The 23,358-nt window shown below is 58.6% G+C and carries 22 protein-coding genes; 14 read left to right on the forward strand and 8 right to left on the reverse strand.

The genetic code is table 11. The features are described 5' to 3' along the window. Positions 1 to 19 precede the first annotated feature (19 nt). The 3 genes from A15D_RS00875 (at position 20) to A15D_RS00890 (ending at position 2,987) form a co-directional block, all read left to right on the forward strand. Positions 20 to 337, forward strand: a complete 318-nt coding sequence (locus A15D_RS00875) for a YbaB/EbfC family nucleoid-associated protein (RefSeq protein WP_022983859.1) — start codon at positions 20 to 22, stop codon at positions 335 to 337. A gap of 9 nt (positions 338 to 346) precedes the next feature. Further along, complete coding sequence (gene recR / locus A15D_RS00880; protein WP_022983858.1) at positions 347 to 949, forward strand: recombination mediator RecR; 603 nt, start codon at positions 347 to 349, stop codon at positions 947 to 949. 895 nt (positions 950 to 1,844) lie between these two features. After that, positions 1,845 to 2,987: an acyl-CoA dehydrogenase family protein gene (locus A15D_RS00890; protein WP_022983857.1), complete on the forward strand. Its 1,143-nt coding sequence runs from the start codon at positions 1,845 to 1,847 to the stop codon at positions 2,985 to 2,987. 231 nt (positions 2,988 to 3,218) lie between these two features. Here the strand turns inward: A15D_RS00890 and A15D_RS00895 are convergent, their stop codons facing one another. Together A15D_RS00895 and A15D_RS00900 are read right to left on the reverse strand one after the other, a co-directional pair. Continuing rightward, a complete protein-coding gene (locus A15D_RS00895; protein WP_102790393.1) occupies positions 3,219 to 4,208 on the reverse strand; it encodes a putative solute-binding protein in 990 nt (329 codons plus the stop codon). A gap of 139 nt (positions 4,209 to 4,347) precedes the next feature. Beyond that, positions 4,348 to 5,361 carry an AraC family transcriptional regulator gene (locus tag A15D_RS00900; RefSeq protein ID WP_102790394.1) on the reverse strand — a complete coding sequence of 338 codons (1,014 nt, stop codon included), beginning with the start codon at positions 5,359 to 5,361 and terminating at the stop codon, positions 4,348 to 4,350. 225 nt (positions 5,362 to 5,586) lie between these two features. Here A15D_RS00900 and A15D_RS00905 point away from each other — a divergent pair, with 225 nt between their 5' ends. The 6 genes from A15D_RS00905 to A15D_RS00930 are packed head-to-tail and all read left to right on the forward strand — an operon-like array spanning position 5,587 to position 14,483. Continuing rightward, complete coding sequence (locus A15D_RS00905; protein ID WP_233191992.1) at positions 5,587 to 6,363, forward strand: hypothetical protein; 777 nt, start codon at positions 5,587 to 5,589, stop codon at positions 6,361 to 6,363. Between the two features lie 15 nt (positions 6,364 to 6,378). Beyond that, on the forward strand, positions 6,379 to 8,001 hold the full coding sequence (locus A15D_RS00910) for a GH3 auxin-responsive promoter family protein (protein WP_102790396.1): 1,623 nt from the start codon (positions 6,379 to 6,381) through the stop codon (positions 7,999 to 8,001). Beyond that, on the forward strand, positions 8,001 to 9,095 hold the full coding sequence (locus tag A15D_RS00915) for a GNAT family N-acetyltransferase (RefSeq protein ID WP_102790397.1): 1,095 nt from the start codon (positions 8,001 to 8,003) through the stop codon (positions 9,093 to 9,095). Before A15D_RS00910 ends, A15D_RS00915 begins: the two co-directional genes overlap by 1 nt. Continuing rightward, positions 9,092 to 10,048: a hypothetical protein gene (locus A15D_RS00920; RefSeq protein ID WP_102790398.1), complete on the forward strand. Its 957-nt coding sequence runs from the start codon at positions 9,092 to 9,094 to the stop codon at positions 10,046 to 10,048. The genes A15D_RS00915 and A15D_RS00920 overlap by 4 nt, the downstream gene beginning before the upstream one ends. Next, complete coding sequence (locus A15D_RS00925) at positions 10,045 to 11,202, forward strand: efflux RND transporter periplasmic adaptor subunit (RefSeq protein WP_102790399.1); 1,158 nt, start codon at positions 10,045 to 10,047, stop codon at positions 11,200 to 11,202. Before A15D_RS00920 ends, A15D_RS00925 begins: the two co-directional genes overlap by 4 nt. Continuing rightward, positions 11,199 to 14,483, forward strand: a complete 3,285-nt coding sequence (locus A15D_RS00930) for an efflux RND transporter permease subunit (RefSeq protein WP_102790400.1) — start codon at positions 11,199 to 11,201, stop codon at positions 14,481 to 14,483. The genes A15D_RS00925 and A15D_RS00930 overlap by 4 nt, the downstream gene beginning before the upstream one ends. Positions 14,484 to 14,624: 141 nt before the next feature. Here the strand turns inward: A15D_RS00930 and gpmA are convergent, their stop codons facing one another. Then, positions 14,625 to 15,371 (reverse strand): 2,3-diphosphoglycerate-dependent phosphoglycerate mutase, encoded by a 747-nt coding sequence (gene gpmA, locus A15D_RS00935; protein WP_022983848.1) that lies wholly within the window; start codon positions 15,369 to 15,371, stop codon positions 14,625 to 14,627. A gap of 112 nt (positions 15,372 to 15,483) precedes the next feature. Here gpmA and rnd point away from each other — a divergent pair, with 112 nt between their 5' ends. The 5 genes from rnd to A15D_RS00960 are packed head-to-tail and all read left to right on the forward strand — an operon-like array spanning position 15,484 to position 18,119. Then, positions 15,484 to 16,557 carry a ribonuclease D gene (gene rnd / locus A15D_RS00940; protein WP_102790401.1) on the forward strand — a complete coding sequence of 358 codons (1,074 nt, stop codon included), beginning with the start codon at positions 15,484 to 15,486 and terminating at the stop codon, positions 16,555 to 16,557. Further along, complete coding sequence (locus A15D_RS00945; protein WP_022983846.1) at positions 16,557 to 16,862, forward strand: YcgL domain-containing protein; 306 nt, start codon at positions 16,557 to 16,559, stop codon at positions 16,860 to 16,862. The genes rnd and A15D_RS00945 overlap by 1 nt, the downstream gene beginning before the upstream one ends. Then, a complete protein-coding gene (locus tag A15D_RS00950; protein WP_102790402.1) occupies positions 16,855 to 17,307 on the forward strand; it encodes a YcgN family cysteine cluster protein in 453 nt (150 codons plus the stop codon). Before A15D_RS00945 ends, A15D_RS00950 begins: the two co-directional genes overlap by 8 nt. Before the next feature lie 30 nt (positions 17,308 to 17,337). Then, positions 17,338 to 17,673 carry a hypothetical protein gene (locus A15D_RS00955; RefSeq protein ID WP_022983844.1) on the forward strand — a complete coding sequence of 112 codons (336 nt, stop codon included), beginning with the start codon at positions 17,338 to 17,340 and terminating at the stop codon, positions 17,671 to 17,673. A gap of 2 nt (positions 17,674 to 17,675) precedes the next feature. Further along, positions 17,676 to 18,119 (forward strand): HIT family protein, encoded by a 444-nt coding sequence (locus tag A15D_RS00960; RefSeq protein WP_022983843.1) that lies wholly within the window; start codon positions 17,676 to 17,678, stop codon positions 18,117 to 18,119. 185 nt (positions 18,120 to 18,304) lie between these two features. Here the strand turns inward: A15D_RS00960 and A15D_RS00965 are convergent, their stop codons facing one another. From A15D_RS00965 to A15D_RS00980, 5 genes are all read right to left on the reverse strand, one after another. Beyond that, positions 18,305 to 19,036 carry a class I SAM-dependent methyltransferase gene (locus A15D_RS00965; RefSeq protein ID WP_102790403.1) on the reverse strand — a complete coding sequence of 244 codons (732 nt, stop codon included), beginning with the start codon at positions 19,034 to 19,036 and terminating at the stop codon, positions 18,305 to 18,307. Further along, positions 19,029 to 19,391: a PilZ domain-containing protein gene (locus A15D_RS00970; protein WP_102790404.1), complete on the reverse strand. Its 363-nt coding sequence runs from the start codon at positions 19,389 to 19,391 to the stop codon at positions 19,029 to 19,031. The genes A15D_RS00965 and A15D_RS00970 overlap by 8 nt, the downstream gene beginning before the upstream one ends. Before the next feature lie 5 nt (positions 19,392 to 19,396). Further along, positions 19,397 to 19,549, reverse strand: a complete 153-nt coding sequence (locus tag A15D_RS17220) for a hypothetical protein (protein WP_158245770.1) — start codon at positions 19,547 to 19,549, stop codon at positions 19,397 to 19,399. A gap of 267 nt (positions 19,550 to 19,816) precedes the next feature. Further along, the gene (locus tag A15D_RS00975; RefSeq protein WP_102790405.1) at positions 19,817 to 22,147 is read right to left on the reverse strand and encodes a TRAP transporter large permease subunit; all 2,331 of its coding nucleotides are present in this window, start codon (positions 22,145 to 22,147) and stop codon (positions 19,817 to 19,819) included. A gap of 186 nt (positions 22,148 to 22,333) precedes the next feature. Further along, the gene (locus tag A15D_RS00980; protein WP_102790406.1) at positions 22,334 to 23,347 is read right to left on the reverse strand and encodes a putative solute-binding protein; all 1,014 of its coding nucleotides are present in this window, start codon (positions 23,345 to 23,347) and stop codon (positions 22,334 to 22,336) included. Positions 23,348 to 23,358 lie beyond the last annotated feature (11 nt).

Raw genomic sequence — 23,358 nt, forward strand, 5'->3', positions numbered from 1 at the left:
TAACGGGGAGGAGATAACCATGGATTTCGATATCAACTCTCTCATGCAACAGGCTCAGGCCATGCAAGAGAAAATGAAGAAAATGCAGGACGAAGCCGCCAACGCCGAAGTGACCGGCGAAGCGGGCGCGGGCCTGGTCAAGGTGATCATGAATGGGCGCCACGACGTGAAGTCGGTGAGCGTGGATGATTCCCTGATGAGTGAGGACAAGGAACTGCTGGAAGACCTGTTGGCAGCCGCGGTGAACGATGCGGTACGCCGGGTGGAAAAGCAGCAGCAGGACAATATGCAGAACATGGCGGGGGGCTTTCCGTTTCCGCCAGGCTTCAAGCTGTAAGGCGGCCAAGTGAAACACGCACCGCTGGTCGATCAGCTGATACATGCCTTCACTTGCCTGCCCGGCGTGGGGCCGCGTTCTGCACAGCGTATGGCCTATGCCTTGCTCGATCGCGGCCGAGAACAGGGCCGCCGTTTGGGCGATGCCCTGCATGCCGCCATGGACGGGGTGCAGCATTGCCAGCGGTGTCGCAATTATGCCGAAGCCGAGTTGTGCCCCATTTGCGAAAGCCCCAAGCGGGATAGTTCGCTGATCTGCATTGTGGCCACGCCGGCCGATGTCCTGGCTTTCGAGCAGTCCGGAGAGTATTTGGGACAGTATTTCGTACTGATGGGCGAGCTGTCGCCGCTGGACGGGATTGGCCCTCGAGAGTTGGGCCTGGATGTGCTGGAACAGCGCCTGCAGGGTGGAGAAATCCGCGAGCTGATTTTGGCAACGGGGACCACCGTGGAGGGAGAGGCCACCGCTCACTATGTGCTGGATATCGCCCAGGATGCCGGTGTGCAGGTGACCCGTATCGCCCAGGGCGTGCCCATGGGGGGAGACCTGGAGTTCGTCGACGGCGCCACCCTCGCTCAGGCGCTCAAAGCCCGCCGCCCTTTCGGTAGCTAGCAGTTACGAGCTACGAGCTACGAGCTACGAGCTACGAGCTACGAGCTACGAGCTACGAGCTACGAGCTACGAGCTACGAGCTACGAGCTACGAGCTACGAGCTACGAGCTACGAGCTACGAGCTACGAGCTACGAGCTACGAGCTACGAGCTACGAGCTACGAGCTACGAGCTACGAGCTACGAGCTACGAGCTACGAGCTACGAGCTACGAGCTACGAGCTACGAGCTACGAGCTACGAGCTACGAGCTACGAGCTACGAGCTACGAGCTACGAGCTACGAGCTACGAGCTACGAGCTACGAGCTACGAGCTACGAGCTACGAGCTACGAGCTACGAGCTACGAGCTACGAGCTACGAGCTACGAGCTACGAGCTACGAGCTACGAGCTACGAGCTACGAGCTACGAGCTACGAGCTACGAGCTACGAGCTACGAGCTACGAGCTACGAGCTACGCTCGATTGGAATGGAAAACCCAAAATAGTTCCCGGCTTTTTAAGAACGGAAACGCCTGTCAGGTCGTTGAGTTCGGCGCCAATAAATAACCCGAGCACTCCGTAGGAGCGGTGGTTCCACCGCGATGATGGTGGCGGAGATCGCCTGAGCGATTTCCGCCCTACGGGTGAGGCCGCAGCCGGAGAGAAGCATCGCACGCTGTGTGGCCGGAAGGGGGAGCGGCGCATGGCTACCAGACTCTCTCTGTGCAGGCACCTGAGAGACCACCCCTCCAGAACAATCGTGCCGTAGGCGAACGCTCCTGCGGCAAGGCTCAGCTTGGCACCGCCCCGGCTTTTCCTCGCAGTTGAAAGCGCGTAACTGCCCTTGTCCGTTATTCTCTGTTAAGGTTTCAGCCAAGCAAGCGCTTGGTTTATATCTTTTCAGCGAGGGAGGCCCTATGAGCGCACTGGACTATTTCAATGAAACTCACCAGATGGTGCGCGACACCGTACGCAAGTTCGTGGAACGTGAAATTCTTCCCCATGTAGATGACTGGGAAGAGGCGGGGGAGTTTCCCCGCGAGCTTTATGGCAAGGCGGCAGAGGCCGGGATTCTGGGCATCAATGCGCCCGAGGAACTGGGGGGCACCGGTGAGGATGTGTTCATGAAGATTGCCGCCTGTGAGGAGCTGGTGCGCAGTTCTTCCGGTGGCCTGTGTGCCAGCCTCGGTTCCCTGGATATCGGTCTGCCGCCGGTCTGGAAGTGGGGCAGTGAGGCCATGAAGCAGAAGGTGGTGCCCGAGGTGCTTGGCGGTGAAAAGATCTCGGCACTGGCAATCACGGAACCCAATGGCGGCTCGGACGTGGCCAACCTTCGAACCCGTGCGGTGCGCGAGGGCGACCACTATGTGGTGAACGGTGCCAAGACATTCATTACCAGTGGTGTCAGGGCGGATTACTACACTGTGGCGGTGCGTACCGGTGACAAGGGGTACGGAGGCATCAGCCTGCTGCTGATCGAAAAAGGCACTCCCGGCTTCACTGTGGGACGCAAGCTAAAGAAGATGGGTTGGTGGGCATCCGATACGGCCGAGCTGTTCTTTGAAGACTGTCGGGTCCCGGCAGAAAACCTGATCGGGCCAGAGAATGGCGGCTTCTATTGCATCATGAGCAACTTCCAGATGGAGCGCTTGATTCTGGCGGTAACCGCCAATAGCACCGCCCAGCTGGCATTGGATGAATGCCTGCGCTACGTGAAAGAGCGTGAGGCCTTTGGTCGTCCGCTGGCGGGCTTTCAGGTGACCCGCCACAAGCTGGCGGAAATGGCCACAGATATTCGTGCCAGTACGGAGTTCACCTATCGGGTGGCGGCACGCATTGCGGCCGGGGAAAACTGTGTTCTGGATGTGTCCATGGCCAAGAATGTGGCGACCCGTTGTGCAGACCGGGTGACCTATGACGCCGTTCAGCTGTTCGGTGGAAGCGGCTATATGCGCGGCACCATCGTTGAGCGCCTCTACCGGGACAATCGCATTCTGTCCATTGGCGGCGGCACGCACGAAATCATGAATGAGGTGATTGCCAAGCAGATGGGGTTGTGAGCTATCAGCTATCAGCCGTCAGCGGTGAGTTGTGGAAGTCAAAAGCCGTTGCAAAACCAGAGTTACGCGATTTTGCTTTTCATAGCTCATAGCTCATAGCTCATAGCGCGCGTTTGATCCTACAACGAAAGAGGCCGCGCCCAGGGTTTGGGCGCGGCCTCTTTGCTTTCAGTCACTGATACACTTTAATCGTGTTGCAGCTTGCAGCTTGCAGCTTGCAGCTTGTAGCTGTCAGGTACACTCGGCACGGCTCTGATCCAGCTTGCAGCGAACCTTGCGCAGCATGTCGAGCATGGTCGGGTCATAGTAGCCTTCGGTACGCAGCTGGTCGCGGGCTTCCTGCATCAGCACTTCGTATTCCTGTTTGTCGGCATCCGGAATCTCGACCCACCAGCGCTGATCGACCTTGGATTCTTCTTTCTTCAGCTGATCCAGGATGCGGTCCAGGTTGTTGTAGAAATACTCACGGGATTTCTGCGCAGTTTCTGCCGGGAAGGCCTCTTTCTTGGCAATCAGCTGGATAGTGAGCTGAACCAGCGGATAGTTGATGATGCCACCGTCAGGAGACAGCCCCTTGTACAGCTCCAGTGCCTCGTAGGCAGCCAGTGGTGCAGCGATCACGTCCACCACGCCATTGTTGAACTTGGTGGAGAAGTTGGTGATGTCCGAGGCCACCGGGGTCGCACCCACCTGTGAGACCAGCTTGGCCTGGGTTTCGTCATATTCGAGTACCGCTACGCGCTTGCCCGCTGCCTTGGCCAGGGTGTTCACTTCCTTGTCGTTAACGAAGACATACGCTGCACCTGCGGGGGCGATACCCATCACCTGGTAGGAGCCCTGTGACAGTTTGCCGGCGCTTTGCGGGTGAGACAGCACCTGCAGCACCAGACGCATGTGGTCCATGGTCGGGATTGCACCGATGGAATCCACGGTACCGGCATACTTGTTGAAGCCGCGGCCACGGATACCGGTGATCAGGGCGGCTTCACAGACACCCGCCTTCAGGTCTTCGGCGGCGATAGCTTCATTGGTGTAAGGAATCAGTTCGGCTTCCAGGCCCCAGCCCAGAGCGGCGGCCTGCCAGTCTTTCATGGCGCCCATCATGGGCCCCACATTACCGACGATATCGAAAACACAGATCTTGGTCTTGGTGGCGGCCTGGGCTGAGAACGGCAGCGTCAGGGCACAGACGGCCACGAGAGAGGTGAACAGCTTCTTCATCAGTATTTCCTGCTTGTTATTACTGGTATGTCTGCTGATGTGCAGCGGTTGGCTTCGATACTAGAGACAAGTACAAGGAAAGCAAAAACCCCTTGCGTCAGATTGTGGAGCATTTGGGTCAATCCGGTCAGGGAACCTTTCAGCCGCGTCTTGACCTGCGTATTTCACCGGGGGTCTGGCCGGTCCAGCTCCGGTAGGCCTTGCTGAAACTGGCCTGGTCACTGTAGCCCAGATGCTCGGCGATTTTTTCCAGCGGCATGTCGGTTTCTTCCAGATAGCGAGTGGCAAAGGTCTCGCGCACCTCATTGCGTATGGCACTGAAGGCCTGATCCGCCAGGCCCAGGTGGCGGCGGACAGAGCGGGGGCTCATTCCCAGTTTCTGGGCGATACGTTCCAGGCTGCTGTTGCGGCCGGGTTCGCGCATGATTTCCTGACGTACCAGAGTGGCAACGCGCAGACTGTCGGTTTTTTCGAGGTCTTCCCGGGAGCGGGCGGCAGCCAGGTAGCCTGCCACACTGGCATCGTCGTCGCGGATCTGGCGCCCGGACAGGGGCATCAGCACACGGTTAGCCGGACAGTTGAAGCGCACGGCGACATCTTTGGCCAGTTGCTGCCAGCCAAGGGATTTGCCCGGGCAGGGGAAGTCGAATTCGAAGGTGAAGCGGCGGCATACCAATGAGGCCAGGGCATGGATGCTGCCCATGTAGATATTGGCGATGGTGGGTTTGAGCTCCCCGAAATCCCAGTTGTCGTGCAGGCGGATGGAAATCAGGTCCCCGGAGCAGTGAATTTCCATGTCCATCAAGGGCAGGGACACACGCAGGTACTGAACCACCATGTTCACCAGCTTGCGAAAATCCTGCTGGCCGAGCAAGGCAAAACCGAAAAGGCCATGCCCTTGCAGATCCAGTTCCTGCCCAAAGCGAAAGCTGGAGGTCACATCATCCAGGAGTTTTTCGCCTTGACCCAGTAACTGGCAAATCTGTTTAACCGAAAGGTAGGCATCAGGATTCTCAAGAGTGGCGGAATCAATCCCGGCATTTTCGAGTACGATCGTTCCATTAATTCCGCGTTTCTGGACAAACCGTAAATACCGGCGGGCATAACGAACGGAAATCAGCGGAACGTCGAGAGCCATTCCATTGTTCTTCATTTTTTTACCCGACTTTTTTACCTGGGAGTTTTGCGGAGGCTCCCTGGAACCTGTTGTTGTTATGGGTGAGAACCGGGTCTCACTATGTCGCTTTTAACAAAAACCAAAAAGGATGATTGCCTTTTTTAACAAAAAACTGGCCGCTTTAACTATTAAGCCATTGACCATAGATGGCCATGATGTCCGCCCGCTTTTATCGCATAAAAATAAACATGGAGCGAGAAAATGAAAAGGGAAAAAGCTGCTTGTCTTAAGGCACGTTATGTACCTATTTCTAAAGTATCAGTTCCGATAGTGAGAAGAATGTATGAGATATATTCTGGATACTACGAAAATATAAGTCTGGAACTGTTTTGCCAGGATTTGGGAGAAAAAAATGGCGTGTTTTTGGTGGAGGATCGCTCTACCAAGCGCGTGGTAGGTTTTTCTACCATGAAGACCCTGCACATGAAGGCGGGCAACCGCGTGGTGAAAGGGGTGTTCAGCGGTGACACAATTCTCGAAAAGGAATACTGGGGTAACAAGGCGCTGCATGTTGCCTTTTTCTTCCGCATGATTCGCGAAAAACTTCGTCATCCTTTTCAGCCGTTGTTCTGGTTGTTGATTTCCAAGGGCTACAAAACCTATTTGCTGATGGCAAATAATTTCCACAATTATTATCCAAGCCCAGAGCGTCACTGCGAGAAACTGGAAGGCTTGGTGGATAATTACTGCGAGAGACTTTTTAGCGATTATTATCGTGCTGAACAGAAAATTCTCGATTTTGGTGATGGCTATACCCACCTCAAATCCGACGTGGCAGGCATTACCGATGACATGCGTCAGCGTAACGTAAAAATCAGTTTCTTTGAGCAGCGTAACCCGACCTGGGAACGGGGAACGGAGCTGCCCTGTATTGGTGAAGTCAGCTATTCGCTGATTCTGCATTACCCCTTTTCGTTGTGGAAAAAACTGCGCCGCAAAACCAGCGAAACGATCTCTGCGGTCCCGGCCAATAATTAAAAAACGGGGGCTCCCATGCTCGGACATCAACTGCTCAAGCTGGCCACCTGGCCCGGCGAGCGGCGTTTCGCCCATTCCCGTGAAAACATGGAACAGGTGCAACGCCATAATCTGGCAGCACTGCTGAAACAGGTTTGTGCTTCTGCGCGTCACGCCGATGGAACGTTGCAGGCGGATATGAGCTGGGAGCAGTTTGCTGCCCGTCAGCCGGTGACCGATTACGACCATTGGCGTGAGGCTATCGAGCATAGCCGTCTACAGGGTGGGCCAGGGCTCACGGCCTCGCCGGTCAGTCGTTATCAGCCTACCAGCGGCTCCACCTCAGCCATCAAATGGGTGCCCTACACCCGCCAGTTCCTGGCAGAACTGGACAACGCCATCAGTCCATGGGTGGTAGACCTCTATCGTCAGTTTCCGGGTCTCAAGCGTGGCCGCCATTATTGGTCCATGTCCTGGGTGCCCACGGCACTGCGCGAGTCCATGAGTGATGAGATCAATGATGACCTGCAGTTGATGTCGCTGGGCAAACGTCTGCTGGCAGGGGCAACGCAGTCGGTACCGCAAGAGGTATCGCTGGCGCGCACCTCTGACGATTCGTTGTTCTCGACACTGGCTTATCTGGCGGCAGATGAGTCGCTGTCCATGATGTCTATCTGGAGCCCGACTTTTGGTCTGGGCATGCTCAAGGCCATGGCCCAGTGGCGTGAGGAGCTGGCCGAGGTGCTTGCCACCGGGAAGTGGGGCACTCGCATGCTGGGCGTGGAGGGGGCCGGGTGTCCGGTTTCTCACCGAGCAGCCAGTTTGCTGAGGCAATGGGATGGCCGCCTTGGGGCTGACTTTTTCATGGCGCTATGGCCGCGACTGGCGTTGGTCAGTGCCTGGGACACGGCGGCTTCTGCGCCCTGGGCCAAGCAGCTTCACGGGCTCCTTCCTCAGGCGGCGTTTCAGGGCAAGGGCTTGTGGGCCACCGAAGGGGTGGTGACGATTCCTTATCAGGGCCAGCACACACTGGCTTATCGAAGCCATGTGTACGAATTCCAGGACCCGGAGGATGGCTGTATTTATGCGCCCTGGGAGCTGGAGCCAGGTCAGCAGGTGATGCCGCTGCTGAGCACGGGCAGCGGGTTGTTGCGTTATCGGCTGAAAGACCTGGTCAAGGTGGAGGCGTTGAGCCAGGGCGTACCGGTGCTGACCTTCCTTGGACGGGCGGGCACAACCGACCTGGTAGGAGAGAAGCTGACGGCTCCTGTGGTGGAATCTGCCATTGCCGGTCTTGCGCTGCCGCCGACGGCGACCCCGGTGTGTACCGTGGGTGTGGAAGATGCCGGTGAGGGTAAGCCGGGCTACTTGCTGCTGCTCGAGGGGTATGGCTGTGATGGCCCGGCGCTGGCGCGCCAACTGGATGCCGCGCTTCAGGAGCACTTCCATTACCAGCTGGCCCGTAACCTCGGACAACTGGCGCCGGTGCGCTGCATCGTGCACGCGAACATGCGCGAGCGTTATCTGCATCAGTGTAGGCAACGGGGCATGATCGAAGGCAATATCAAGATGGAGTCCCTGCAGCACTGGCCTGGCGCCTTGCCTTTGTGGCTGGCACGGGCAGCGAGTGAATCCGGTGCTGAGCAGGAGACTGTCTGATGAGCTACCAGATTCGTCCTGCCCGCGCCGCGGACAATGAAGCGATTCTCTCCCTGCTGCAAGGCACGCCCCAGCAAGGCGCAGTTACCCTGAATTTTGAGCGGCAGCCGGATTATTTTCGTGGCGCCAAAGTCACCTGTGAACAGCCGGATGTGTGGGTGGCCGAACCCCGCGATGCCCGCGGCAAGGTCAGTGCTGTTTATAACGTGGGTTGGCGGAGCCTGTGGATCAATGGCGAGGTTCGCCGGGTGCGCTATGCCCACGATCTGCGTATCGATCCGGAATACCGTAATGGCATGATTTTGCATCGCCTGTTTCGGCAACTGCGCAAACAGCTTGCTGAAGGGGAGTGGATGCAGACCACCGTACTTCACGATAACCAGGCGTCCCTGTCCACTGTCGCCAGTGGGCGTGCCGGCCTACCGGTGTATTACCCGGCCGGCACCATTGAAACCAGCATGCTGTATACCCGCGCCCGCAAAGCTCGCTTACCGGCGGATATCACCCTTCGCCAGACCAACGAAGTGGATTTGCCAGAGATGGCGACACTGCTGAATCGTCAGGGCCGGCAAAAACAGTTCTTCCCGTACTGGGATGTCCAGCGGGTGCGTGGTGATGACTACTTTTACGGCATGGGCCCTGGCAATTTTCTGGGCTTGTGGGTCAAGGGGGAATTGAAAGGCTTGTTGGGTTTCTGGGACCAGAAAGCCATCAAGCAGACCCGTGTACTGGGTTATGCCAAAGGCATGGGGCTAATGCGTCATTTGTATAACTCGCACAGTATGTTGCGTGGTGGCATGCGTTTGCCTGCACCTGGTGGAGTGCTGTCTTACCTGACGCTGCACAGTCTGGTCGTCGAGAACGATGACCCGGAACTGTTGCGGTTGTTACTCGATCATGCAGTGAGTTTTTTCCATGGCCGTTTTGATGCCCTGGTGTGCGGTTTTTTTGCCAATGATCCGTTGGCGAAGGTCCCGGCGCGTTACCGCCGGCGATTGTTGCTAAGCGAACATTTTCTGGTGAGCTTTGATGGCGACCCCCGTGAGCAACTGGACAGTGACCGCCCCTGGTATGTCGAGGTGGCGCGACTGTGAGTGCTGCAGCAACCGATTATATCGGGATGTGGTATCGCGCCCGGGCGCGTCTGGGCGTGGATGACCGCATCGAGTTCATCTTCATCGATCCGGCCTCTGGGCAACGGCGAACCGTGGCCCTGCGACATCGTGACTATGATGGCGTGGCGGGGATTCTGGTGGCGGCCCGGGAGGTCGGCATGCGAATGCCCATGGTGCCCTCAGGAAAGCGACGCAAGGCGCCGCCCTTCTGGCAGCGCTGGCAGTCACCGGCTGAATCCCGCGAACCTGCCGTGCTGGAATGGCGGCGTTTCGGGGTGGCTGATGGCGAGAACAATGCGCCGTTGGTGCAATGGCTTAACCCGCAGCAGACCCGGGCACTGTACCAACGTGCGCATCAACAGAAGGTGTCGGTAAACAGCTTGCTGTTGCTGGCGCTTCACCGTGCAGTCTCCGATACCTTGTTGGTGAAAGGGCAGCCTGGCAGCTGGTGCTTTCCGGTGAACATGCGCAATGCGGTCACTGTTCCCCGTCAGGAAATGAATCTCTCCAGCGCGTTCTATTTAACCGTGGACGAAAACGACACCCCTTCGCGCATCGACCGCACCATACGCCAGAACCTGAAAGCCAACGTGCACTGGCGCTACTGGCATCTGGCCCGTATTGGGCGCTGGATCGGTCAGCGCGGAGTGAACTGGGTGTGCAGCAGGTTGCTGAACGGTCCGCAGCATTGTGGATCGTTTTCCAGTCTGGGCGAATGGCAAATGGATTTTATGTCGGCAGGCATGGCTCCGGATACCGTGTTTGCCTGCTGTGGCCCGGGTAGTCCCAATCACCCTGTCGCCAATGGTGTGACCGTGGTTAACGGTTGTATGAGTCTGGCACTGAAACTTCATCCTTCTCTGGGCGCTGGCCATGCCCAGGCCGAACAGTGCCTGCAACGCTGGATCAACTGGCTGGGAGCTGATGCATGAAAGTACCTTTCAGTTTGCGAACGCTGGTCGCCCTGGTGGCTGCCGGGGTCATGGTTCTTGCGGTGGTGTCGTTGTACATGGTGCCACCCGCCCAGCCGGATATCCGGCAGCAAGACAATGTGCTATCGCTGGATACCTGGTCGGTGAAGTGGAGCGACGTGGTGATCCCCGTGCACACACAAGGCATGGTGCGGGCGCGACATGAATTGCCGCTGAGTCTGGAAGTCTCCGGACGAGTCGAAGAGGTGTCCCCGGCGTTTGCAGATGGCGGCCGGGTCATGGCGGGTGATGTGTTGCTTCGTCTGGATCCTGAGCCTTTCGAACTGGAAGTGGTTTCCCAGCAGAATGCCGTCCATGCCGCACGCTTGCACGTGGCAGAGACCAAGGCTCGCGCCCGGGTGGCGGGGGGCTCCAGTCGTTCCTCGGCGCTGGGTCGCTTCGAGCCGCAGATGGATGAAGCGCGTAGCCGGTTGGCTGCCGCGCAGGCAGGGCTGCGTCAGGCCCAGCGTCAACTCGAACAGACCGAACTGGTGGCGTCGATCAGTGGTCGCCTGAAAGGGGTTCAGGTAATGCCCGGGCAGCACCTGCAAGCAGGGGCGGTACTGGGGCAGCTGTATCAGGAAGATCTCGTGGAGGTGCGCTTGCCGGTGCGCGATGACTGGCTGGCGTTGCTGGGCATTGTGCCCGGAGATGATGCCAGTCTGGATACGGTGAGCGCCCGGTTGAGTGGACGATTTGCCGGCCGTCAGGGGCAGTGGGAGGGCAAGGTGGTACGCCGGGAAGGCGGGCTAAACCGCAATCAAATGATGCACCTGATCGTCCAGGTGGCAAATTTTGAACAGGATCTGCCGTTGGAGCCCGGGGTGCTGGTGCAGGCAGAGTTGCGAGGCGCGCCTACCTCGGCGGTGGCCGTGCTGCCACGGTCTGCCCAGGCCGGTGAAGACAGTATCTGGGTGCTGGATGACGAGAAGCGTCTGCGGCGCCAGTCTGTGGCGATCCTGCACTACGATAACGAGAGCCTCTATGTTCATGATGGTGTGACGACCGACACTCAGGCGGTACTGGCGGGCGATCTGCAACTTCTCGAAGGGATGCGTATTCATCCCAATCCACCGCCGGCGGGTCTGGCCACGGTGGATGGGACGCGTCAATGAACCGCGCGATCGCATGGTTTGCCAATAATGGGGCGGTCGCCAACCTGTTGATGATGACCCTGCTGCTGGCGGGGGTGTTAGCCATCCCCCACACCCGTCAGGAGACCCTCCCTAACGTCCCGCTGGATCGCATTGGCATTTACGTGGCCTGGCCCCAGGCCACGCCTGAAAATGTGGAAGCCCTCGTTTGTACCCCAGTGGAAACCGCCATTGATGATGTGGAGGGCGGCACCGATCTGATCAGTGAATCCCGCGAAGGCTTGTGCTCCGTGCAACTGGATGTGTTGGAGGGTCACGACACCCGCACGGTACTGGAGCAGATTCGCACTCGTCTGGAAGGGCTGGATAGCTTACCGCAGGGAGCCGACCGCCCGCGTGTCCAGGAACTGATCGTGCGTAACCGGGTGGTGCGGTTGCTGATGAGTGGATCGTTGTCACGCAAGGATATTTATCAGCTGGCCCAGCAGGCCCGGCGCCAATTGCTCAACCATGACGCGATTTCCAGTGTGGATATCGAGAACCTTCCCGAACGGGAAATGGCCTTGCAGGTCTCTCGTGATGATCTCTATCGCTATCAGTTGACCCTGGAAGGGATGGCCGTGGCGGCGTCGCAGAATGTCCAGAGGGTGGCGGGAGGGTTGCTACGTAGCGAGCGTGGCGACTGGCTGCTACAGACTGGACAACAGCCGGGCGATGCCCAGGCCTACGAAGCGTTGGTGATTCGCCAGTCGGATCAGGGGGATTTGTTGCGGCTGGGGCAGGTCGCCCATGTGGAAGACGGTTTCTCGAGGGATAACCAGGCGGCATGGCTGGACGGCCAGCCAGCGGTAGCTCTGGATGTGTACCGGGTTGGCGACCAGAATGTGCTTGCGGTGGCCGATGCCGTGAAGCAGTGGATGCATGACACGGACTTGCCCCAGGGGGTCAGCGTAAGAATCTGGAGTGACGATGCCCGTCAATTCCAGGAGCGCTCCAATCTGTTGTGGCGCAATGCTCTGCAAGGGTTGGTGTTGCTAACGGTCGTGCTGGCAATTTTCCTGACCCTGCGGCTGGCAGGTTGGGTGGCATTGGGCATCCCGGTTTGTATGCTCGGGGCCTGTGCCCTGTTGCCGTTATTGGGGGAATCTTTCAACACGATTTCCCTGTTCGCTTTTATTCTGGTGCTCGGCATCGTGGTGGATGACGCGGTAATTGTCGGTGAAAGCATCGACCATCAGCGGCGCCAGGGGATGACGCCTTCCCAGGCCGCCATTAGCGGGGCTCAGCGCGTGGCCAAACCGCTGTTGTTTGCCGTGCTGACGACCTTGTTTGCCTTTGCTCCTTTGTTGTTCCTACCCGGGCCGGAAGGGGCCTTGATGCGGGTGATCCCGGTGGTCTCCATTGCCATTCTGGTGTTGTCACTGGTGGAATCGCTATGGATTTTGCCGGCGCACCTTAGTCATAGCCGCGCTCCCCGGGGGATCTGGTTGAAGTCGGAGGTACTGGCTAACCGTATTAATGCTGGCCTGGAACGGTGGCTGGATGTCCGTGCTCGCCCATTGCTGCGACAAGCGCTGCATTGGCGCTATGTGTTGGTGGTGGTGTTTGTTGGGCTGTTCCTGTTTTGCTGCACGTTGGTGAACAGCGGTTGGCTTACCATGGTGCTGTTCTCGCGAGTGGAAGGTGATCGGGTCATGGCCGAAGTGGTGTTTCCGCAAGGCACCGGCGATGCCCGTCTGTTTCGTGAAGTGCAGTCGCTGGAATCTTCGGCCCGTGAACTGGCGAAGGGGCTGAACGACGCCAGTGCTCCGGTGAGCATAGATGCGGTGTTTGCCGAGCAGGGGGTACGCCAGAAAACGTCCAATGCCCGTGATCCTGGCGCCCGTTTTCGGGTCAGGGTCACCCTGGCAATCAGCGGGGATACTGGCGCGCTGACGCCGCGGGAACTGGCCGCCCGATGGCGTGATGCCCATGGGGCGATACCGGATGCCTTGTCGGTGAAATTCCATGCCAGCCAGATGCAGGTCAAACCGGATATCCATATCAATCTGTTCCATCCGGATCTGGCCACCCTCCAGCAAATGAGTGAACAGGCGGCGCTGGCGCTGGCGCGTATGGAGGGGGTGCACGAGGTCGCCAATAACCTTCATGCCAAGCGCACCATCGTGGATATTTCTCTGAACGAGGCAGGAAAGCAGGCCGGCTTGCGGGCAGAAGAAGTAGGCAAGCAGGTGCGTAATGCCTTTCACGGGATTGAGCTGGATCGCTGGTTTGAACAGGATCAGGAAGTCCCGGTCATGTTGAGGCTTGCCCAGCCAGACAGCCGCCATCTGGTGGACCTGGAAAAACTGCCGGTGCAGATGCCCGGTGGCGATATGACGGTGTTGGCTGCTGTGGCAGACCTGTCCCGTCGTCAGGCGCCGGCCATGATCAGTCACTACGATGGGCGCCGCAGTGCCACTGTCAGTGCGTTTGTCGATGAGCACACCACCTCTCCGGCGTTGGTCATGCAACGCCTGAGAGGCAACTTGCTCGACCCGATGATGGCTAACGACAGTGCGGCGGGTTGGACCGTGGCAGGCAAACAGGCGGCGGTGAAAGATTTTCTGGACCATTTGTCGATCAGTTATGTCATTGCCCTGGCGGCGATTTTCTTTCTCCTGACCGTGCTGTTTGGCGGTTACGGCCAGCCCCTGCTGGTGATGGCAGCGATTCCGTTTGGCATGGTCGGGGCTTTCCTGGGGCATTTTCTGCTGGGTTACAGCCTTACCCTGTGGTCGCTGGTGGGCGTGATTGCGGTGAGCGGGGTCGTGGTCAACGACAATCTTGTGCTGATTGATGCTATTAATGAGCTCAAGGCAAAGGGCAAGGGACTGCGTGATGCGGTGGTGGAAGGCGTCAGTGGCCGTTTACGGCCGGTGATGTTGACGTCCATCACCACGTTTGCCGGTGTCGCGCCACTGATGCTGGAAACCAGTGTGCAGGCCCGCTTTCTGATCCCTATGGCAGTGGCGTTGGCATTTGGCGTGCTGTTCGCCACGCTGGTCAGCCTGTTGCTGGTCCCGTGCCTGTTAGTGATTGGCCATGATGCGCGCGTGGCCGTGCGTCGCTGGATGGCACGCTGGCAGGCTCCGGAGGCATCGGAAGCGGATACGGTGGAGGTGGCCTATGAACGGGGGCAGCTCACCGCCTGGTGGGGCGCCAGTAATCCCTATCATGACCCGGTACTGCGTTCTGCCTGGGAGGCCGGACATCAGGATCACGGAAGTGAAAGCGAGATGCCTCAGCACGGGCAGACTTGAGGCGGTTCTGTGGCGGAAAGCCGGATTGGGCTATTTTTCGCAACGCGAAATGCGTTTCGGGTAGCCAGGGATGGATGTCCACAAAAAAGCCCGCCCCGGCTTCCCGGGGCGGGCTTTTTGTGATGAGGCAATGCCTAATTGTTATGCCTTGCCCTGGTTGGCAACTGCTTCCGCCGCTGCTGCCACTGCCTCGGCGTCGCCCAGGTAGTAGTTCTTCACGGCTTTCAGGTTGTCGTCCAGCTCGTAGACCATGGGCACTCCGGTAGGGATGTTGAGCTTGACGATTTCCTCGTCGGAGATGTCGCCGAGATACTTCACCAATGCGCGCAGGCTGTTGCCGTGGGCGCAGATCAGTACCTGCTTGCCCGCTTCGATTTGCGGTTTGATCTCGCTTTCGAAGTAGGGCACGAAGCGGTCGACGGTGTCCTTGAGGCTTTCGGACAACGGAATCTGCTCTTCGTTGAGGCCTTGATAGACACGGAAGTTGCCAGCGTAACGCTCGTCATCACGCTCCATCTTCGGCGGCGGGGTGTCGTAGCTGCGACGCCAGATATGCACCTGGTCATCACCGTACTTGGCCGCGGTTTCCGCCTTGTTCAGGCCCTGCAGGGCGCCGTAGTGACGCTCGTTGAGGCGGTAGTCACGGATGACCGGGATCCACATCTGGTCCATGGTGTCCATGATGGTCCACAGTGTGCGGATAGCGCGCTTGAGCACGGAGGTGTAGGCCACGTCGAATTCGAAGCCGGCTTCCTTCAGCAGCTCGCCAGCGGTACGGGCTTCCTCACGGCCTTGCTCGGTCAGATCCACGTCTTTCCAGCCGGTAAAGCGGTTTTCCTTGTTCCAAACGCTCTGGCCATGGCGGACCAGTACCAGTTTCGTGCTCATTCGGTCATTCCTGTGCGGGTTTTCAGTGCGGCGCAAAGCGTAGCAGAAAACCGCCGGGAAATTGAGTTCCACAGGTCGTATAATCGTCGCGAATTCAGTTTCAGGCGGTTTCATGGCTTATCTCTGGTGTGACACAGACGACGCAATTCGCTCCTGGTTGGCCGATCTGGCCCCGGGCAGCCCGGTGTATCTGGACACCGAATTCATGCGTGAGCGGACTTACTGGCCCCAGTTGGCACTGGTTCAGGTGCATGACGGGCAGAGCATCCGTCTCATTGATACCACCCGGGTCAGTGCCGAGGCGCTGTCACCATTGTTCCAGGCGCACACGCTGGTGATGCATGCCTGCTCGGAAGATCTGGAGGCGGTGGCGGCCTTTACCGGTCATTATCCCGCCCGCATTGAAGATACCCAGATCGCTGCTGCCCTTGGTGGTGAGGACATGCAGCTGGGCTATCAGAAGATTGTCCAGATGCTCATGGGGGTTGAGCTGCCGAAAGGCGCCACCCGTACCAACTGGCTGAAGCGCCCCCTGAGCGACGAACAACTGCATTACGCAGAAGATGATGTGAAATACCTGCCGGAGGTGGCGGCTCAGTTGCATGATCGTCTTGCGGAACTGGGCCGGTTGCCCTGGTGGCAGGAAGAGTGCGATCGCCTGCTGGCACAGGCCAGCAAGGAAGAAAAGCCGGAAAAAGCCTGGCGCAGTGTCAAAGGGGCGGCGTTATTGCCGGATCACGCCCGGGCGGCCCTGTCAGTACTGGCGCCGTGGCGAAACCGCATGGCCCGCGAGCGCAACCTGCCCAAGAGCTTCGTGATCAAGGATGCCCAGCTGTTGGATCTGGCCCGTGCCAATCGTACCGACCGGGGAATGCTGGCGGACGTGGGGTTGCACCCGAAATGCATCCGCCGGGATGGCGATGCCCTGCTGGCCCTGCTGGAAGAGGGGCGTACCGTGACGCCGCCCCCACCGTTGCCCGGGCCGCCGGATGCCCGCGAGAAAAAGCTGGCCAAGACCCTGCGTGGCAAAGTGGGGCAGGTGGCCGAACAGGTGGGGCTGAAGCCGGATGTGTTGATGCGCCGGCGTTGGCTGGAGGCACTGATCCGTCACCCGGAGCGCGTCCCGGAGCCCCTCACTGGCTGGCGCGAGGACATTATTACCAAGCCGTTGCTGGAGTTACTCTGATGTTGCAGGGCAAGTTGTTTTGCTCGATCTACAAGACCCGCAAGAAGACCGGGATGTACCTGTTTGTCGACCGCCAGAAAGGTCTCAAGGATCTGCCGGAAGTACTGCTGCAGCAGTTTGGTGCGCCGATCCATGTTAACGACATGATTCTCTCCCCGGACCGGCCGCTGGCCCGTGCTGATGTGCAACAGGTGATGGACAAGATCCGCGAGCAGGGCTTTTACCTGCAAATGCCACCGCCGCCAGATGAAGACCTGTATCTGGCCGAGGGGCATCCGGATCGGCCCCGGGGGCTGGATGCCTGACGCCGGGTTGCGTGACCGTTTCTGGGAATTGCCTCTGGCGGAGCTGTCGGCGCCGGAGTGGGAAGCCCTGTGCGACGGTTGCGGGCGGTGCTGTCTGGTCAAATTGCAGGATGAAGACACCGAAGAGCTGGTGTTCACCAATCTGGCGTGCCGGTATCTCGATGCCGGACGATGCCAGTGCCGGGTTTACAGCAACCGTTTCAGCAAGGTGCCCGACTGTATCCGGGTTACCGAAAACATTGCCCGCAATACGGACTGGTTGCCGTCAACCTGTGCCTATCGCTTGCGCGCCCTGGGCCTGCCTCTGGCAGAATGGCATCCGCTACTGAGCGGTGATCGTGCCAGTGTCGCCAAGGCAGGGATCAGCGTGGCCGGCCAGGTGGTGTCCGAGCAGCTTGTACCCGAAGACAATTGGGAAGACCATATTATTCACTGGGTAGACTAACGTGCTGCCCGAAAGTCGTCAGGAGTCGTTGTGACAACGAATGCATATCTGTGGGGCTGGTTTGCCTACCTTCTTGGCTGTGCCGGTGTTCTGTTTGTCTGGTGGTGGTTGACCCGCCCGTTAGCCGTGTGGGCCAAGGTGCCGTTACGCATCGTGCTGGCGGCCTTGCTGGTGACGCCCTGGTCTGTGTCGCCTGAGCACGATGAATGGGCGCCGGCCTGGGTTGTCAGCCTGTTTGATGGTCTCGCCCAGGAAGATATCAGCCTGTGGCGCGCGGGCGGTCCTTTGCTCGGCATGCTTGCCGTGGCGCTGGTGGTGGCGTGCCTGGAAGTCTGGCGTCAGCGACGCAAGATTGCGGTGCAGTAGTCATGAAAGACTGTGTGTTCTGTCAGATCCAGGCTGGCAAGCTTCCGGCCAGCGTGGTCTATGAGGATGAGCAGGCGATGGTCATTCTGGATCTGTTTCCGGTTCGCGAAGGGCACTGTCTGGTGATTCCAAAGACCCATGCGCCACTGGTAGAGCAGCTCGATGACGCCATGTCTTACCATCTGATGGATCTGGCGCGGCGCACGATTCGCGCCCAGAAACGCGCTGGCTTGCCCGTGCGGGCCCATAATCTGGTCATCAATGATGGCCGGGAAGCCAATCAGCATGTTCCCCATGTGCATCTGCATGTGATACCCCGGCGGGGTGGGGATACTCTGGCAACGGCATTCACCTGGGCCACCCGGCTGGTCAATATTTTCGGCATGGCCAAACGTCGCCAGAAACTGGATCGCTTGGCTGGCCTGCTGGCAGAGCATTTTCCCTAGGTGTCTCCGAATAACGCCTTGCACGCCCTTCGGGTCTTCCAGGCTGATCCACACTCGTTGTTGCACTTTCTCGACAGGCAACCAGCATGCCTTCAAAAGTGCGCCCCTCTTTACCTTTTGGCCCTAGAGGGGGTGACCCTGGAAGACTGAGCATGCAAGGCGTTATTCGGAGACAGCTTGATGCGCTATGGCTTACGCCAGGCCTTCACTCTCAACGGCCAGCGTACGGTACGTTGCTGCTCGCCCCATGCAGTGAGCAGTGTTTCCCGGAATTCCCCAAGCGGGTCTTCTCCCGCCTTGCGGGCATTCACCAAGGCTGACCAGGTATCCAGATAGCCGAGCATGTCCGTGGCGGACCATTGTCGTGTAATGGCGTCGTCAGGAAAGGGCAGGGCTGGCCAGTGGTGCTCTGTGCCGGCATAACCGCTCACCACCTGGGTTCGTTCGGCAGGCCACCAGCGTGCCAGCAGACTGTCGTGAAAGTCACGGATCAGTGCTCCCAGCCCCTCGACCTCACAGACCCCATAGCTGATTAGAGCAAGCACCCCGCCGGGGCGCAGACAGCGCTCCGCCTCTGTGAAGAAGCCTTCCTGCTCAAACCAGTGAAATGCCTGAGCCACCGTAATCAGCGCCACAGAGTTGGCGGCCAGAGGCAGTTGATGGGCCTGGCAGGCCAGAAAGTGGGTTTTCGATGCAGGGGCCGCCTGCAGTTGCTTCAGACTGATATCGGCGCCAATCACCTGTTTGAAGTGGGGCTCAAGTGCCCGGGCAGCCTGTCCTGTCCCACAGCCCAGGTCCAGCGCTCGCGCCTGCGAGGCATCACGGCAGCAGTCAGCCAGCCATTGAAACAGCGAAGGCGGATAGGTCGGGCGGTATTGCTGATACTGGATTCCCCGTTGAAACAGGGGATCAGTCATTGAAGAAACCGTCGTTGTCGAAGTGAGCCGCCCACAAACGGCCGTCGGCACGCTCCAGATCCAGTGCAATGCCGGCCAACAGCTGGCCTTCTGGTGCGGCACACCAGGCAATTGTGCCGTACAGATGGTAGGTGCCATGTTCTTCCAGCAGGGCAACCCACAGCTCTACATCGGTATTGGGCTTGATGGGGGCGGGGAGTTCCACGCTGATGCCTGCCAGCGAGACGTCATGGGTGGTCAGGTAAAGGCGGTCATCCGGGCTGACAGAGAGCGAGCCGCTGGGAAGCAGGGTGAGTGAAAGGCTTTCTTCCCGGTGAATGCGGGGGTGGCGCCGGTTTTCCATTGCGGTAGCCATGCGCGTTACCCGTAGATCATCCGGTCAACCGCATAGGCAGACAGGGCAATAAACCCGACCACGCCCGCAAGGAACAACAGAAAACGCAATGCCGGTTTCACTGTGGTGGGCAGTGGTTCTGTTTCGCGAGGTGATTGGGGTTGTGGGTGTTCACTCATCAGCCAGCTCCCTGAAATAGCCAGTAACTACAGTATCCGCTATTCCACAGCATTAAGAAACCGGTGTGACAGAACGGGTTCACACCCTTTTGTCATGTTTCGTGAACCGGGGTTAACTGGTCAGGGCAATGCAGTTTGCCACGGGGCTGACAAGCGTGTGTCGAGGTCTTGGACGTCCGATCCTGTCGCTTATCCTGGTGCTCTGCGATGGAGCACAAAAAAGGGGCCTTGCGGCCCCTTCGTTGTCACAGATTGTCAGCTGATGGATCAGCCGCCTACCTGGATTTTCTGGAACAAGTACTCATGCAGGGAGTCGGACAGCAACGGCAAGTACGACACCATCAGCAGAGCGGTCAGCATCACGGCAATGGGCAGAATGTATTTCTCATAGCGACGGTAGAAGCTGCCACCGTGAACCTTGGCAGATTCCACTTCCTCGTCGCCGACCACCTGCCGGGTTAACAAGTGATTCAACGCTACGGGCGGGGACAGATACCCCAGCTCGAAGGCCACCAGCGTGATCATCCAGAAGTGCAATGGTGCAATGCCGTTATCAAAGGCGATCTGGGCAATCGTGGCGTTCACCAGGATGACCGCCCCATAGGGGTCCATGATCATGCCGATGATGACCATGGTGACCACCAGAATGCTCATGGCAATCCAGATGTTCGGGAAGGTCTCTGGCAGCATTTCCATCAGACCCGAGCGCTCGATAATGCCGCCCACACTCACGGACAGGGCCATCAGCATCAGCAGGGCACCGATGTGGCCGGTAGTCTCATTGGTGGCAAAACGCAGGGACGTTTCCAGTTTTTCGCCCACGCCAGGCTCTGGCTGGTAGTGCGGATCCATGTCCGGGGTTTTGACCAGGTAGTGGATCACCATCGCGGCAATCAGCACCGCATTACGCCAGAACAGCCCCCACATGATGCCTTGCAGCTCGGCTTCGGAAGTGCCGGTGGGAATGTGGCCTGCGTTCAGGGCGCCGTTGATCAGCCACAGGTTGTAGCAGGAGTAGATAATCAGTGGCACCAGGATCAGGGTGAAGACGTGCAGTGTTTTTTCGCTGAGTTTTTCGTAAGCGAGAATCGACAGCAGCATCACCGGCAGAATGATCGGTGCGTAGTTTTCGTTCAGGTGCGTGTCCAGCAGATCACGGAAGACCACAATCACTGTGCCCATGATGATCACGTAGGGCAGCAGCGGTACCAGTCGCTTGATACTGGCCGGAACCGCTTCAGAGAACGGGGCAATTCGCGCCGGGGCGGTGCGGGCAAACTGGCTGTACAGGAAGAACAGACCCAGCGACAGGAAGAAGATCTTCAGGCCGGAGGTGAACAGTTCGTCGGTGGTCACGCTGTTGTTCAGGGCGGCGATGATAACCACCAGCAGACAGGGGCGTAGCACCACACCCATGGAGCCGGACATGGCGGTGGCGGCCAGGGCCAATTGCTTGCGGGCGCCAGCACGCACCAGCTCGTTGTAGATGGTGGCACCGGCGGCAATAACGAAGATGCCGGAAGCGCCAGTGTAGGCGGTGGGAACGGCCGCTACGGCCAGTACCACAAAGCACATCAGTTCCGGGGACATTTTCCACGGACGCAGCACATCAAAGACCAGATGGGCCATCTTGGTCTGGCGCAGCATCATACCGATCCAGATATACAGGGCCAGGCTCAGGAACAGGGTAGACAGCTCCATCATCATGCCCAGGTACACGCTGATACCGTGGTAGTAACCCTGGCTAACAAATTGGGCGCCAGCGGTAAGACACATGAAGCTGTACAGCGGGATGGTCAGCAGGGCTTTGCCCCAGGTGCCGCCTTCTTCAAGATCCTTGGGCGGACGCACCAGCTGGTACAGTGCGGCCAGGGACAAGATGATGAAGCCAGCAATCCAGAATTGATGCAGGTAGAAGTGGTTGACCTGTACCCCGTCCGCCATGGCGCTGACTTCTTCGCCGCGATAAATCCAGGCAGACATCAGCAGCATTACGTTGGCGGCAAGCTGGCCCCCAGTGGCTACCAGGTGGTCCTTGCGGGTGCGTGGTGGGCGCAGGGAAATATGGTGGCGGGTCAGGGTGGCCGTCGCGGCACAGATGATGACCAGCAGACACAGCAGCAGACGCTTGTAGTTGCCCAGGCTGGTCACAATCTTGGCAACGCCCCCTTCCAGGGTGCGGAAGGCAATGACACCAGGAGTCGCCTTCTCCTGGATCATTTCATAGCGATCCCACCTGTCACGACAGATCTCGCGGGATGCCTCCAGCGAGGTGCGCAGGGCGCCTTCGTCCACCTCGGTGCCGAAGATGCCTGCCAGCGGGTCATCCGCCATCTGTTGCTTCTTCTTGGCAACGGCGGCTTCCAGTTCCTTGTCCAGATCCGGGTCACGGTTACAGGTGGGTTGTTCCACCATGCCGGCACCACGGAGAAGGAAGTAACCCTCCCAGGTGTTTTCGCCGATTTTCAGCAGCTGGGAATGGATGACTTCGCCGGAAGACAGAAAAATGGTCAGCAGCAGAAGAATCAGGGTGGGAAGCGATGAAAACCATTCGCCGATGGAGCGATTGGCCACAGTAAAACTAGAAGGTTTGTCCATTGTGCACCCGGTTGTTGTTATACCGCCTTGGAATGCGGGAAAGACTGGGGGTAAGACTTGTTTAAACCCAGCATTCTAGGACAGCGAAAACACCTTGCCTACCCGCCGGATTGGCCGGGATTGACATAAACAGGTAGTTTAGGAAAAAACGGGGCCGATTGGCCCCGTTGGATCGTTGTAATTTGGTTACTCGACCGGATTCACGCACTCGGCGCGGGAGGGCTCTTCCTTGCAGCGTACCTTGCGCAGCAGGGTCATCATGTCCTTGTTATAGACGCCGTCCTTGGTGAGGGCGATACGGGCTTCGCGCATCATTTCGTCATAGCGCAGCTTGTCGGCCTCGGGGATACGGATCCACCACTTCTTGTTCACTTCGCTGTTGGCATTTTCGATCACGCGCATGGCACGATCGAACTGGCCCAGCATGTAAGTGCGGGACTGTTGAGCGAAGTCAGCGGGGAATTTGTCCTTGCGCAGTACCACCTGAGCAGTCAGCTGGCCCAGCACGTAATCCACGATGCCGCCATCCGGCTGCATGCCCTTGTACAGTTCCAGCGCTGAGTAGGCAGCGATGGGCGCGAAGCAGATGTCTACGGAACCGTTGTTGAAACGGCCGGAGAAGTTGGTGATGTCTGACATTACCGGAGACATGCCCACTCGCGATGCCATGCTGGCCTGAGCGGTATCATATTCCAGTACGGCGATGGACTTGCCCGACAGTTCCCCGACAGTGTCGATGGTGCGGTCTTTCACGAACAGGTAGGCGGCACCCATGGGGGCAACACCGCCGATTTCGTAGGGGCCAGAAACCAGATGCTGGTTGATGGCAGCGTTACCGCTGGCCAGCACGGTGATCACGGTCTTCATGGCGTCATAGCTGGGGATAGCGCCGATGGAATCCATGCTGCCCGTGTAGTTATTGAACTGGCGGCCACGAATACCGGTCAGCACGGCGGCGTCGCATTGGCCGGCTTTCAGGTCTTCGGACGCGATTTTTTCATCGGTGTAGGGCTTGAGCTCAAGGTCCACGCCCCAACCCAGGGCAGCGGTCTTGTAGTCCTTCATGATGTTATAGATGTCGCCATTGGCGCCGATGATGTCAAACACGCACATGGTGCGTTTTTCGGCGGCCTGGGCCGGGGAAATACTCAGAGCCAGCGCCGCAGTTGCGGCCGTGGCCAATGCCTTGAAATAGTGCATGCTCGGTCTCC

It is taken from the genome of Alcanivorax sp. MD8A, from assembly GCF_002888555.1.
Lineage (GTDB): Bacteria > Pseudomonadota > Gammaproteobacteria > Pseudomonadales > Alcanivoracaceae > Alcanivorax.